The sequence below is a fragment of the Sulfurimonas sp. genome (genome assembly GCF_032250635.1).
In the GTDB taxonomy this organism is placed as follows: domain Bacteria; phylum Campylobacterota; class Campylobacteria; order Campylobacterales; family Sulfurimonadaceae; genus Sulfurimonas.
Genome location: NZ_JAVVFL010000036.1, coordinates 1 through 13229 on the forward strand (window position 1 = coordinate 1; position 13229 = coordinate 13229).

The 13229-nt window shown below is 38.2% G+C and carries 18 protein-coding genes; 12 read left to right on the forward strand and 6 right to left on the reverse strand.

All coding sequences use genetic code 11. From position 1 onward, the window contains the following. Positions 1-250: hypothetical protein (locus RQ763_RS03630; protein ID WP_314151245.1), on the forward strand; the 250-nt coding region annotated here is incomplete at its 5' end. Positions 251-268: 18 nt separating this feature from the next. Here RQ763_RS03630 and RQ763_RS03635 read toward each other — a convergent pair. After that, a complete protein-coding gene (locus RQ763_RS03635) occupies positions 269-610 on the reverse strand; it encodes a type II toxin-antitoxin system PemK/MazF family toxin (RefSeq protein WP_314151246.1) in 342 nt (113 codons plus the stop codon). After that, complete coding sequence (locus tag RQ763_RS03640) at positions 601-810, reverse strand: hypothetical protein (protein ID WP_314151247.1); 210 nt, start codon at positions 808-810, stop codon at positions 601-603. Before RQ763_RS03640 ends, RQ763_RS03635 begins: the two co-directional genes overlap by 10 nt. Positions 811-939: 129 nt before the next feature. Between RQ763_RS03640 and RQ763_RS03645 the strand changes: the two genes are divergently transcribed. Together RQ763_RS03645 and RQ763_RS03650 are read left to right on the forward strand one after the other, a co-directional pair. Continuing rightward, positions 940-1035, forward strand: a complete 96-nt coding sequence (locus RQ763_RS03645; RefSeq protein WP_314151248.1) for an antitoxin — start codon at positions 940-942, stop codon at positions 1033-1035. 139 nt (positions 1036-1174) lie between these two features. Then, positions 1175-1576 carry a type II toxin-antitoxin system tRNA(fMet)-specific endonuclease VapC gene (locus tag RQ763_RS03650; protein WP_314151249.1) on the forward strand — a complete coding sequence of 134 codons (402 nt, stop codon included), beginning with the start codon at positions 1175-1177 and terminating at the stop codon, positions 1574-1576. Here RQ763_RS03650 and RQ763_RS03655 read toward each other — a convergent pair. Next, positions 1554-3665, reverse strand: a complete 2112-nt coding sequence (locus RQ763_RS03655) for an EAL domain-containing protein (protein WP_314151250.1) — start codon at positions 3663-3665, stop codon at positions 1554-1556. The two genes, RQ763_RS03650 and RQ763_RS03655, sit on opposite strands and share 23 nt — an antisense overlap. Positions 3666-3877: 212 nt before the next feature. Between RQ763_RS03655 and RQ763_RS03660 the strand changes: the two genes are divergently transcribed. Beyond that, positions 3878-4150 carry a hypothetical protein gene (locus tag RQ763_RS03660; RefSeq protein WP_314151252.1) on the forward strand — a complete coding sequence of 91 codons (273 nt, stop codon included), beginning with the start codon at positions 3878-3880 and terminating at the stop codon, positions 4148-4150. 12 nt (positions 4151-4162) lie between these two features. On the opposite strand, the gene RQ763_RS03665 is transcribed toward RQ763_RS03660, so the two are convergent. Together RQ763_RS03665 and RQ763_RS03670 are read right to left on the reverse strand one after the other, a co-directional pair. Next, complete coding sequence (locus RQ763_RS03665) at positions 4163-5512, reverse strand: MATE family efflux transporter (protein WP_314151268.1); 1350 nt, start codon at positions 5510-5512, stop codon at positions 4163-4165. Continuing rightward, positions 5476-5757: a hypothetical protein gene (locus tag RQ763_RS03670; protein WP_314151253.1), complete on the reverse strand. Its 282-nt coding sequence runs from the start codon at positions 5755-5757 to the stop codon at positions 5476-5478. The genes RQ763_RS03665 and RQ763_RS03670 overlap by 37 nt, the downstream gene beginning before the upstream one ends. Positions 5758-5919: 162 nt before the next feature. On the opposite strand from RQ763_RS03670, the gene RQ763_RS03675 reads away from it, so the two are divergent. The 8 genes from RQ763_RS03675 (at position 5920) to RQ763_RS03710 (ending at position 12675) form a co-directional block, all read left to right on the forward strand. Next, the gene (locus RQ763_RS03675) at positions 5920-7170 is read left to right on the forward strand and encodes a TolC family protein (RefSeq protein ID WP_314151255.1); all 1251 of its coding nucleotides are present in this window, start codon (positions 5920-5922) and stop codon (positions 7168-7170) included. After that, on the forward strand, positions 7167-8312 hold the full coding sequence (locus RQ763_RS03680) for an efflux RND transporter periplasmic adaptor subunit (protein WP_314151256.1): 1146 nt from the start codon (positions 7167-7169) through the stop codon (positions 8310-8312). The genes RQ763_RS03675 and RQ763_RS03680 overlap by 4 nt, the downstream gene beginning before the upstream one ends. Beyond that, the gene (locus RQ763_RS03685; protein WP_314151257.1) at positions 8309-9454 is read left to right on the forward strand and encodes an ABC transporter permease; all 1146 of its coding nucleotides are present in this window, start codon (positions 8309-8311) and stop codon (positions 9452-9454) included. Before RQ763_RS03680 ends, RQ763_RS03685 begins: the two co-directional genes overlap by 4 nt. A gap of 1 nt (position 9455) precedes the next feature. Beyond that, on the forward strand, positions 9456-10169 hold the full coding sequence (locus RQ763_RS03690) for an ABC transporter ATP-binding protein (protein ID WP_314151259.1): 714 nt from the start codon (positions 9456-9458) through the stop codon (positions 10167-10169). A gap of 65 nt (positions 10170-10234) precedes the next feature. Next, a complete protein-coding gene (locus RQ763_RS03695; protein WP_314151261.1) occupies positions 10235-10540 on the forward strand; it encodes a hypothetical protein in 306 nt (101 codons plus the stop codon). A 17-nt stretch (positions 10541-10557) separates the two neighbouring features. Beyond that, the gene (locus tag RQ763_RS03700) at positions 10558-11214 is read left to right on the forward strand and encodes a response regulator transcription factor (RefSeq protein WP_314151262.1); all 657 of its coding nucleotides are present in this window, start codon (positions 10558-10560) and stop codon (positions 11212-11214) included. Further along, positions 11207-12355, forward strand: coding sequence for a HAMP domain-containing sensor histidine kinase (locus RQ763_RS03705; protein WP_314151264.1), 1149 nt, complete (start codon positions 11207-11209; stop codon positions 12353-12355). Before RQ763_RS03700 ends, RQ763_RS03705 begins: the two co-directional genes overlap by 8 nt. Beyond that, on the forward strand, positions 12349-12675 hold the full coding sequence (locus RQ763_RS03710; protein ID WP_314151265.1) for a hypothetical protein: 327 nt from the start codon (positions 12349-12351) through the stop codon (positions 12673-12675). Before RQ763_RS03705 ends, RQ763_RS03710 begins: the two co-directional genes overlap by 7 nt. Here RQ763_RS03710 and RQ763_RS03715 read toward each other — a convergent pair. Further along, the coding region (locus tag RQ763_RS03715) for a DUF808 family protein (RefSeq protein ID WP_314151267.1) at positions 12662-13229 on the reverse strand (568 nt) is incomplete at its 5' end. The two genes, RQ763_RS03710 and RQ763_RS03715, sit on opposite strands and share 14 nt — an antisense overlap.

Genomic DNA, 13229 nt, shown 5'->3' on the forward strand with positions numbered 1-13229 from the left:
TAAGAACACACAACCATATTTTAACTATTTGGTTGATAAATATATTATACGAAGGGTATTTATGACAAAGAGAGATATTGCTGGATATTTAAATGTAGATATAAAAACTCTTTATAATTGGGAAAAGTTCAAGCCAAACCTTTACAAAACAGTTATGCAAGGCTTAGCGTTTGATGAGTTGATAGAGAAGTCTGAGAAAAACCTAAATGAGCTCAAAGAGCTAAAAGAGAAGTTTGAGGTGAAGAGATAAAAATCTTAACTTGATATGTTATTTATGACAATGAAAATAGCTGCAAAACAGCTCTTGATACTTTTTAAAACTCTCTTTGCTGAGTGTGCCATATCTTTTTAGAACAACATCTTTAGATACCACGAATGTTTTTCTTAACATTAATTTTGAAGTTTTTGGAATGGTGCCGTCTATAAAATCTGCATCGCCCATGATGATTTCATCGTCTTGCATGTTTTGGATTTTGCTGCTGATGGGGATTGCTATAAAGTCATTATGAGGCAAATTGTCTTTAAAAACTAAGACAGGTCTATTTTTTGATTGTTGTAAGTCGCTGAAATAAAACTCACACAAAACTACCTCTGATTGTTTTATCTCCACACTTCATCCTCGCTATCGTCTCTCCACTCATTTACCAGATTTGCAGAGTGGTTTGAAAATGCTTGAATTTCCTTACTCTCTTCATATTTTTGTATCTCTTTATCTTCTATGATTTGCAACTCTTTAGAATTAAGATTTTTTAAAAAAAACATAATATGCGAATAGATGGTATCTTGTACTTGAAGTTTAATAGTATGCATTGTGTACACCTCGCTAAATAATTATCTGTATTATAACATAAGAAAAACTTGAGATAAAAATTATCAAAAGGCTAATTGACAAAACAATAATAGTATATACTTTAAAATATATACTTAAAGGGAGATACCATGGGCGCTGTAGCAAAACTGTTTAAAAATGGTCAGAGCCAAGCGGTAAGATTGCCAAAAGAGTTTAGGTTTGAAAACCAGAGGAGCTTTTTATAAAGAGGGTTGAAGATGGCGTGATTTTGATGCCAAAAAATGACAAAAGCGTATGGGATCATATGTTTGACAGACTTGATGAATTTTCGGACGATTTTATGCAAACAAGAGTACAGCCAACTCAAAAAAGAGAGAATTTCTTTTGAAAAAACAGATGCTAGATACCAACATCTGTATCTATATTATCAAAAACAAGCCTCAAGGTGTCAGAGAAAAGCTTAAAGAGTTTGATATAGGAGATGTAGTCCTCTCGAGCATTACGGTCAGTGAGCTATACTCCGGTGTTTATAAAAGTGAACATGTGGAAAAAAATCTCTTGGCGCTTGAGCATTTTCTAAAACCTTTCGATATCTTAGAATATGGTATGAAAGCCTCTATTGCCTATGGGAAAATAAGAGCAGATTTGGAAAAAAGAGGGCAAATCATAGGTGGGCTTGATATGATGATAGCAGCTCATGCACTCTCATGCAATATGAAGCTGGTTACAAACAACACAAAAGAGTTTCAAAGGGTCAAAGAGCTTAGGCTTGATAACTGGGTGTAATCAAATCACTCGGGCGACCAAAATAGTACCCCTGAAACTCATCTACGCCGTACTCTTTGAGTAGTTCAAATATCTCTTCGTTTTCAACAAACTCTGCTACGGTGGTAATGTTTAGGTCTTTTGCAAATCGCACTATGCTTTTAACCAGTATCTTAGAATCGTTCTCGGTTAGTATATTTTGTATAAGCGAGCCGTCAATTTTTATATAATCAGGCTTTATCTCTAGCACATGGGCGTAGTTTGCGTAGCCGCTTCCAAAATCATCTATGGCAATTTGCACACCCATCTCACGCAATTTTTCAACAGCTTTTCTCAACATCTCAAAGTTCTCTACACCCTCCTGTTCTGTTATCTCAACAACTACTCTTTGAGGAGAGTCAAACTTTTTAATCTGCTCAACCAAAGTATCCATCATTGATGAATTGAAAAAATCGTTAGGCAGAAAATTTATTGCTATCTTTTCGCTTCTTTGAGCAAAGAGTGATAGGCTTTGCACCAGCATCTCTTTTGCTATTTTTATATACAGACCGCTGCTCATAGATATATCCAAAAAATCGCACGGAGGTAAAATCTTTTTTTCTCCATCGTCAAACTCGACTATTCTGACCAAAGCCTCATATTTTATAACTTCCCCATCTCTGTTTGTTATAGGCTGAAAAAATGGAATCACATTTTTATGCTCTAGCGCATATTTTATACAGCGCTTAACTCTCATAACATTTTGTGAGTACTCTTTTGTATCAACTTTTGGCGAATACATAAGATAAGGCAATAACTGTTTTTTGGCTTTTTTAATCGCCATCTGAGCATCTTCAAGCGGATGCTTGTCGTTAAAGGCTATACCCGAATATATTTCAATAGTGATAACCTCTTCAACCCCTGCTGCAAAGATCTTAAGAGAGTTTATCTTAGCATGAAGCTCCTCGATTATTTTACAATACTCATCACTATCAAAATCATCCTCTTTTTTAAGAAGAACAAACTCATCCGAAGATATTCTGTATGCGTCAAACTTATGTTTTTTTGCAAACTCGTCAAACGCTTCAGCGGCTCTAATAAGTATCTCATTGCCCACATCAACTCCGTAAAGTTCGTTAATAAGGCTAAACTCTTTTATATTGCTCAAAATAAGTACTTTGTTTTTTTGGGAAAAGAGATTGTCGTTTAATGCATGCCTGTTTAAAAGAGCTGTCAAGTGGTCGGTATAGACCTGTTTTGAGAAGTGATTAAGCATTTTGCTAAAACCAAAGTGGTGAATAATTCCTAAAGTAAGCATGATTATAACAATCATAAAAAATAGATGCTGCATAAACTCCTTATCTTTTTTTGCGACTGCCGACATATCATAGCCAACAACCAAATAGCCTAGCGTCTGCGAGAGATGATTCTTTAGAGGGATGCTCATATCTACTTTATAGAGCTCTGCATCCTCCTTATGCTCATGCTGTAAATGGGTCTTTAGTTTTTCGCTGCCTTTAATATAGATATAGTTTTCATCTACTACAACACCCTCTTTGCTTAGCATAATATCAAGCAGCGACCTGTTTATAGCAACACCTATGTCTGCTTTAAATATGGAGCTTAAACTTTTTAAAAAATTATCGGGAGATACTCCAAGCTCAACATTTCCCACATAAACCTCATTATAAAAAATCGGTTTTGTTATGCGGTATGTCATCTCAAGATTGCCGACTTCAAAACCGCTAAATGATCGCTGCAGAGTATTTGTGTCTACTATGAGAGTTCTTTTTTTATTTAACATATCACCGAAATATTCAGGCTTATGTGCCCTATAGAGCGTTGTTCCGTCGTTAGAGCGAAAAGTAAGGATATTTACTGAATCTTGAGTCAGTTTTAGTTCATTGTAGAGCGGCAAGACTATTGAGGCTATGTTTTTATGATCTCTACCGGAAACAGCTTTTGCCAGACCTTTTGAAGATATAAGCTTATCAAGCTTGAGTTCCAGTTCTATTTTGTCATGCTCAAGATTTATCTCAAAGAGATTTTTAGCAGAAGATGCAACCTTTTGAAACTGCCTATCTATCGAGTTGTTTAGTTCATAATTTAAAAATAGATAAACAACTGACAATGCAACTCCAAAGACAATTGAAGTTAGAATCAGGGTGTTTCGTCTTGTCTTACAAGGAATACTCATACCGTTCTCGCTCTATATAATTTGAAGACTATTGTATCTTTTTCATCTTAAAGCTTCAATCTTTTTTCATATTTTTTTTACTTTTACTTATATATCGCTAACACTTTTATATAATACTTCTAGGACTAAAAACAAAAGGATAGACGATGAAAAAGATTTTACTGGCAGTTGCACTTTTTGCAACACTATCTATTGCGGAGGAGAGTCTTCAGACTCATGAGCAAAAAATGCAACAGATGCAAAAAGAGACCGGGTCTGGCGAGATGAATCAGGAAAGAAACAAAGAGAAGCAGGAAAAAAAGAACCAATACAGATATGAAAATCAGAACAAAAACGGTGCACAAGACGGCTCTATGAATAGTGGAGGTTCAATGAACAACGGTTCGGCAGGTGGATCAGGCGGTGGCGGTAGAAGATAACTCTTCTACCCTCTACACCCTTGTATGAAGCCAACTTCTCTTCTTATAAATATAGACATATACTAGCCCTTTTATAAGCGTCTCTACATTCATAATCACAAAAATTGCAACAATTCCATAACCCATTTTATAGGCTATATAAGATGGTATAACCCGAAATAACCAAAGTGAGAGCACGTTGATCTTTAGTGTGATTTTTGTTGCTCCCGCTCCTCTTAATGCTCCCGAGTAGACGAACATAATGGCAAGCGGGATTTGAGCCAAACCCACCAGTATAAGGTAGTATGAAGCCACTGCAATCGTAGCGGCATCTTTTGTAAAAAAACTGACTAAATATTCAGGAAAAAGAATAAGAAAAATGCCGACACTCCCCATAAACACATAGGCTATTCGCCCGCTTATGATACCCATATTGTAGGCTCGCTCTTCGTTTTTTGCACCCAAACTCTGACCAACAAGCGCCGTTGCGGCTATGGCAAAACCAAAACCGGGCATAAAAGCGATGCCCTCTATGCGAAGTCCGACTTGATACCCTGCAAGCTCCGCTGTTCCGTATGCAGCAATAATGGCTACAAAAAAGAGAAATGAGATGCTTGATATTCCGCGATCAAGCGCTGCACTCCATCCTACATGCCAGACTCTGATTAGATCTTTTACTCTTATGATAGGGATGATATTGAGCTTGCTATAGGGCTTTTTTATGAGAATAAAGTAGGCAAAAACATTAAAACAGTAGGAGATTACGGTTGCGTACGCCGCTCCCTCTATTCCCATCGCCTCAAAACCAAAGTGTCCAAAGATAAGAACATAGTTTAAAAAAGCGTTGATGGCCGTAGAGACAAGTTTGATGTAGAGAGAGTTTTTCGTATCTCCTGCGGCTGAGAGTGCGTTATATAAAAGCGTGTCAATAAAGATAAACACGATGCCCAGAGAGATTATCTTAAAGTAGAGTGCGCCCTGCTCTACAACATCCTCTTTTGCGCCCATAAGCGTATAAATATACTCACTACCTGCGTAGCCGCCGATGGAGACAAAAACAGATAAAACAGCCGCAAAAATCCCAAGCGAATAGAGAAGCGCAGAAGCCCTTCTTTTTCTTCCCTGTCCGATAAATCGCGATATCAACGCATTTCCGCCGACAACATAGAGCGTCATAAGCACATTGATAATCATCATAAACTGCATACTCATGCCCACAGCAGCAAGTGCCGAGACACTTACCATCCCGACCATAATCATATCTACAAGAATCTGAAGAATATCTACAAGATGTTTAAGTGCCGCGGGGATTGCGATAGAGAAGACCCTGTGCGTATCACGCGAGATTAGTTTTGAAAAAATTTTGACACCTCTTGCATGGATGTTATAAGCTCCTCTTTCGTCTCAAATTCCAGAGTAATTTTCTCTTTTTTCTCTTCATGTGCGGGCGTAAAATCAAAAACTAAAATGTAAGATTTAAGCTTTACTTTATCACCGTAAAGCTCCGCCCACTCCAGACTCATCTCTGCGACCTCGCCGTTTAAGTCAACAACGACTGCAGGATAGAGCCGCGTTATTTTACTTAAATCCAAATCTCCGGCACTTGACTTATAAATCATATTTTTCATAAACTAAACTTTTTACAATATATTTCTGATATAGTAACCTATGAAGGTTGATAACTCGCTTTTTAGTGAAGATTACCATAGGCGCTTCACACATATTTCACATATCTGATTTATAATAGTTATTACAATTTAAAATATATGAAGAAAGAAGAGTCTCTTGTTATGAAAAAATTTCTGTTTCTATGTTTTTATCTTTTTCTCTCTGTTTTAAGTGCCAGAGAACTAACGCTTGATGAGTGCGTTGACAAGGCTCTGAAAAACCATCCCGATATTAAAAAGCTCTCCCTAAATGTTGCAAAAAGCAAAAGTTATGTAGATATCGCAAAAGCGGACTATCTCCCGCAAATAAACCTAGGCGCTGAGTATAATCCCATCAACACCTTTGTAATGCCTCAAAACGGTCAGTTTAATACCATCGAAGATGACAGCTGGAAGGTAAGCGCCTCACTAAATCAAAAAATATATGATTTCCAGAAGACAACCTCAACCATAAAAGCGTACGAAAAAGAGCAAAATAGAGCCGATTTTACTCTTGAGGATGCAAAAGCCCTTCTTATATATAACGTAAAAAACTACTACAACTTAGCGCTTCTCCAAACAAAAGCTCTCGAAATAATAGAAAAAGATATCCATGCAAAAGAGGAGCTCTACAAACAGGCACTTGCCCTTGTTAAAGAGGGGTTGAAGACAGAGGCGGATGCTTCAAGTATACTGAGCGCGCTCTATATTGCCCAAGATTCACTAGCCGTGACACAGGCAGACCTAAACAAAGCGCTCTCAACGCTCTCTCTTTACATGGGAGAGAAGATAGATGCCGGGACTACTTTAAAAGAGAGCACTCCGCCAAAAGAGCAAAACGGCAAAGAGCTTACCCAAGATATTTTAGAAAAGAACTTTTCGCTTAAGAGCTCACAGGAGGAGATACAAAGAGATGCCCTGCTCTATAAAGCAGCAAAAGCTGCAAACTATGGCTCAATCGATGCCTTTGCATCTTATGCATATCAAGACACTCTTAATGAGTACGACACTTCGCTTGTCGGCGTAATGCTAAGCATCCCAATCTACAGCGGCGGCAGAATTAGCGCACAATCACAGCAGGCTAAAATCTCAAAGGAGATGGCAAAAGAGTCCTACAATGCACAAAAACTTCTTCTAAAAGAGGAGACAGCAAATCTGCTTATAGATTTAGAGAGATACAGACACACAAAGAAAGCAAAAGAGGCGCTTATAGAGTCGGCGATAGCTACAAGAAAAATAGTAGAAGCAAGATATAAAGAGGGGCTATCCACCTACATAGAAGTTCTTGATGCGGCATCTGTGCATCTTTACGCCGAGCTTGGACTTCTTGAAGCCAAATTTGCCATAAACAACACAATAAACAGACTTGAGTATCTACAAGGAGAACTTAGATGAACAAATATATAAAATATTTTGCAATTACGCTTTTAATAGCCCTCGGGGGACTCTTTTTTTACAATAAAGTGTATGTTGTAAAATCAACCTTTGCAATGACCAAACCGACTATCGGTGACCTTCATGTGACTGTTAGAGGCATAGGAAATGTGGATGCCAAAAACATATACACTATCACCGCGCAAAGCGGCGGAAAGATAGAAAATATCTACTTTGATGAGGGAATGTGGGTAAAAAAAGGTGCGCTTCTCTTAAGCATTGACCCGGTTGAGCTTCCTATGCTTCTTGATGAAGCAAAACTCTTAGAGCAAAAAGCAAGACACGAAGTCGATGCCGCTAAAAGCGCACTGAAAAGTCTTGAAGCGCAAAAGGTGCTTCTACAAACAACGTATGAGCGCTACAAAAAACTTATGGAGCAGAAATTTGCTACGCAAGCGGAGTATGACAAAGCAAAGAGCGACCTTCAAAATATCAATGCGCAAATTGACGCTTCAAAAGCGCAGATAGCTTCTGCAACGTCTGAGAAGCTGCGCCAAAAGAAGAGCATAGAAGCAGTTGAAGAAAAGATAGGGCGTCTTAAAATCTACTCACCCACGGACGGCTATATCGTGACTAAGGAGGCGGAAGCGGCGCAATATGTTCTGCCCTCCACTCCTATCTTTAAAATAGTCGACCAAAAAACACTCTGGGTAAAAGCAAACGTAGATGAGAGAGTAGCCCAGAGAATAAAATTGGGGCAAAAAGCCTCTATAAGACTCCGTTCAAAGCCAGAGAGTGAGCTTAGCGGAACCGTACAGAGAATCGTTGCCATGAGCAATCTTGTTACACTTGAGAGAGAGATTGCGATAGGTTTTGACACGGTTGTTACCAATTTTTATATCAACGAACAGGCTGAAGTAAAGATTGAAGTCGCAAAGTATGAAAACGCTCTAAAAATTCCACTTAGTTTGGTTATTACAAAGAGTGGAAAAAAAGGAGTTTGGATAGCAAAAGGTGAGAATGCCTATTTTCAAGAGATTTCTATATTGGCACAAAACGATGAAGAGGCTGCCGTCTCTTCGGGCATAAACCAACAGAGCGAACTGCTTCTCTACAACGGCGGCAACAAACCCCTAAGCGATGGAATGAAGATATATAGATGATAAATTTAGCCGCTAGAGATATAAAACACACTCTTGGCAAGTTCATAGTGACAGCCATGGGAGTGGGAATGCTGCTTGGGATCGTTCTTATCATGATTGGAGTTTACCGCGGTATGATGGTTGAGGCGGAGATTTTGCTTGATGACATAAGTGCTGATCTATGGATAGTTCAGGAGAATACCATGGGACCGTTTGCGGAGTCTTCAAGAGTACATGAAGACCTCAAAAACATCATCTATGTTATGCAGGGAGTTGAGAAAAGCGAAGCTATGACCTTTCAAAATATTCAGCTTCCTCACCGCGAAAAACCAGTTCGAGTCGTAGCCGTCGGGTATGATATCTATGGAGCGATAAATCCCATAAATCAAAAAAGATTGATAAAAGGGCGTGAGTTGAAGAGCGACCATTATGAGATAGTAGTGACCGACAAGACTGGCTTTAAACTTAGCGAGAAAATAGAGCTTGGGCGCAACTTTTATACCGTTGTGGGCATTACGCACAATACCGTCTCAAACGGCGGCGATCCTCTTGTATATATTAGCCTCAAAGATGCGCAGGAGCTGCAGTTTTTATACTCAAACAAAGAGATTCAAAACAATATCGCCAGAGGAGTTCAAAGCTCAGACTCTTTTTTGGTAAATACGATTGTTGCAACGGTGAAGAGCGGGTATAACATAGATGAAGTAGCCAAGGATATACGAAAATGGCAGCACAAAAGCGTCTATACCGCCGCACAGCAAAAAGAGATACTCACTAAAAACCTTATTGAGAAATCTTCAAAACAGATAGGACTCTTTACCGTGATCCTTGTTGTCGTCTCAACCATAATCATAGCACTTATCATCTACACCATGACGCTGGAGAAGATGAAAGAGATAGCCATAATGAAGCTTATGGGGCTCCCAAACTCACTTATTATCTCCATGATTGTAAAAGAGACTATTTTACTTGGAGTATTTGCATTTATATTTGGAAATATCTTTTCACACCTTGTTTATGATAAATTCCCCAAACTTGTAGTGCTTCAAATCCCTGATGCTTGGACGCTCTTTGGCGTAATCATTATAGCCTCCATATTAGCATCTTTTGTGGGTGTCAAAAAAGTTATAAGCGCCGACCCTGCAGCGGCAATCGGAGGATGATATGAACGAGCAAAGCGCCATAAAAGTAAAAAACCTGGTCAAAAATTTCGGCAAAGACGAAAATCTTGTAAAAGTTATAGAAAATGCATCATTTGAGATACAAAAAGGTGAAGTCGTCGCTCTCATTGCTCCAAGCGGTGCGGGAAAAACTACACTTCTGATGATGATAGGATGCGTACTTGAACCCACAAGCGGCGAGATATGGCTGGGCAAAAACATGGTTTATCAGGACAAATGGATAGCAAAAGATACCCGCCGCATCCGAAGAGAGAAAATCGGTTTTATCTTTCAAGCCCACTACCTTATACCTTTTTTAAATGTTTTAGAAAATATTACGCTTCTTCCCCAAGCCAACAAAGTAAGCGAAGCGGATGCGAAAAAAAAGGCGATGGAGCTTTTGGAGTATCTTGAGATTGCCGACAAAGCATACAATATGTCCTCTCAGCTCTCAGGCGGACAAAATCAGAGAGTCGCCATAGCACGCGCGTTAGCCAACAATCCAGAGATTATTTTAGCGGATGAGCCTACTGCCGCACTCGATGCTGAGAGATCTGTAAGCGTTATAAAGATGCTCAAAAAAATCGCAATAGAGCAAAACGTGGCAATCATTACAGTTACGCATGATGAAAGAATCCTTCCGTATTGCGACAAAATCATGAAAATACAAAACAGAGGCATAGTTTTTCATGAAATAGATGAAGATAAAGTTTTATAAACCCTCTTCACACCTGTTTCACAAAGAGGTGTTACCATAAACAAAACTAAAATAAGGAATTTATTATGGATGTAACTTCAACAAGCCAGACGCAGCAGATGCAGATGAGAAAAATGGACGGCTCAGGCGGTGGTCATGGGCAAGGCGGCATGAAGGATATTATGCAAAATTTATCTAGCGAAGATAAAAACAGCGTGATAGAGCAACTTAGCTCTATGAGTAAAGAAGAGAGATCGGCAGCAGTTACTCAAATGAAAGAGGTAGATGCGTCTGTCATGAGTTCTGAAGATTACACAAAAACACTTCTTGAGATATTGGACGACAAAAACACAAACGAAGCAGAGAGAGAAGGCTTTTCTATATATGCTTAATTTAGATATAATTTTTTATGAAAATTCTATATCTAGAAGATGACCTTAATCTATCGCAAACCGTTGAAGAATTTCTCAAAGATGAGGGATTTGACGTGGTTTGCGCCTATGATGGAGATGAGGCACTAGAGGCTATCTATGCTGCAAGGTTTGATCTCTTTTTACTGGATGTAAATGTCCCCCAAATCAACGGATTTAAACTCTTAAAAGAGCTTAGAGGTGCAGACATCGTAACCCCCGCAATTTTTATAACATCACTAAATAGCATGAACGACTTATCCTCAGGCTATGAGAGCGGTGCGGATGACTACATCAAAAAACCATTTGCGCTCAAAGAGCTTCTTCTTAGAATAAACGCTCTGCTTAAGCGGGAGTATAAAACACTTGATCAGCTCATCAAAATAAACGATACCATAGATTTCAACCTCTACTCAAACGAGCTTATAAAAGAGGAAGAAAAAATAGCATTGGGTCACAAAGAGTTTCTATTGCTAAAACTGCTTTTAAAGCATAAAAATGAGTGCGTTAGCTTTGAAAACATCTACCAAAACGTCTGGCAGTTCAACGAGAACCACAGCTATATGAGCCTAAGAACCTATATAAAAAATTTGCGAAAACATATAGGAAAAGAGCATATACAAAGCATCAAAAATTTCGGATACAAACTTGTATAGTGGAGAGAAAAGAAGCATTATCTATGTTTTGGGACTCTACCTTAGCTCCACACTGCTCTTGATCGCAACTCTTTTTACAGGTTACTATTTTTACGAACAAGACCAACTAATGAATGACGAAAAAGAGATTTTAAAGAGATACGCCACTCAGGTCGAAGAGAGGCTCTCTTTGTTGCACGAGGAGAACGACGAAAAACTTGAGTATCCTAGATTTGAGAATTTTAAAAGCGCCATTTACGACATAGACAAAAATCTTATCTTTAGCACTCTTAATGGGGAAGTCAAAAAGTTGGATAACAACTTCTTTATAAAAGATTCAAAATCATATCTTATCTCGCCTCTATCTCCATACTACATGGGCGCCGCTTATATTGTCGTGCAAAAAGAGACTAAAGATATAAATATACTTAGTGATTTAATCTATATTGCAATTATCGTTATGTTTATTACAATTATTACCTCTTTTTTTCTTGTAAATCTGGTTTTAAAACCCATTCGAGACAACATAAAGCTTCTTGATGATTTCATAAAAGACACCACTCATGAGCTAAACACTCCCATCACAGCGATACTTACAAATATAGAGACCATCGACTCCTCAAACTGCGATGAAAAAACATTAAGAAAGTTAGAGCGCATAAAGATTGCATCATTAAGTATCTCAAATCTTTATGAAGATTTAGTCTATCTGCTTTTAAATCACAAAACATCGCTTCAAAATGTAGATCTGAATCTCTCCCAGATAGTTCTTCAAAGAGTGGAGTACTTCGCGAATATGGCAAATATGAAAAAGATAGAGTTTCTCTTAGATATAAAAGAGAGTGTCCATTTCACGGCAGACAGACAAAAGATGGAGCGCCTAATAGACAACATCCTCTCAAATGCAATCAAATACACAAACAAAGCGACCAAAATAAGGATCTCTCTGGATGAGACGCACCTGAGCATAGAAGATGAGGGAAAAGGGATGAGCAAAGAGGAGCTGGAGAAAATATTTACAAGATACCTGAGGTTTGATAAATCCCAAGGGGGATTTGGAATCGGTTACAGCATCGTAAAATCCATAACAGATGAGTACGGTATGAAAATAGATATAGCCTCAAAACCAAACAAAGGGACAAAGGTGACTCTGAGATGGTAAAAAAAATTGCAATATTTATTCTCTTCTGTACTTTTTTAAATGCTTCGGAGTTTGATAAAAACTGTCTAAACTGTCATGGGGGTGATTTTAAATTTCATGTTATTATGAAAAAATATACCCTCAAGTACAGCAGTGAAGAAAGAATTAAAGAGGCTATATTTGGGTATCTCAAAGAGCCTATAGCCGAAAAATCCATTCTCCCCTCCGAGTACATAAAGAGGTTTGGCATCAAAGAGAGAAACTCTCTTGATGATGAAACACTAAAAAAGATGATAGATATCTACTATAAAAAGTTTGGTCTCCAACCTAAACTCTACTGAGTATTTTCTTTATAATATTTACAACAGGCAAAACAACTGCACCAATAACTAAACCTAAAAGTAGATCATTAACCAAAGCAGGAAGCGCATCAATATAGTAGTTGTGAAAAAACTCTATCTTATGAGATAGTATTCCGCCGCCTACTAAAATCATCGCAAAAGTTCCGACAAATGTGAGAGTTTTTATAAGCTTTGGCATAGCGCCTATGAGAAAATTACCGCTTTTTATCTGTTTTTTGCCTATTAGCCAAAAGCCGACATTATCCATCCTCACAATCAAAGCCACAAGCCCGTAAACTCCAACAGTCGCCAAAAGCGCGACAAAAATTGTTGAAGAGACCTGAACCCAAAAAGGCTTGTCAGAGACTGCGGCAAGGGCAATAACCACTATTTCAATGGAGAGTATAAAATCTGTGAGTATTGCTGATTTTATCTTCTCTTTCTCTATCTCCAATATGTTCTCTTTTGTTGAGTTTAAAAGCTCCTCATTTTTGACCTCCTCCTTTTTGTGAAAGAGGTACTCCTCTATCTTCTCAACTCCCTCATAAAGAAGA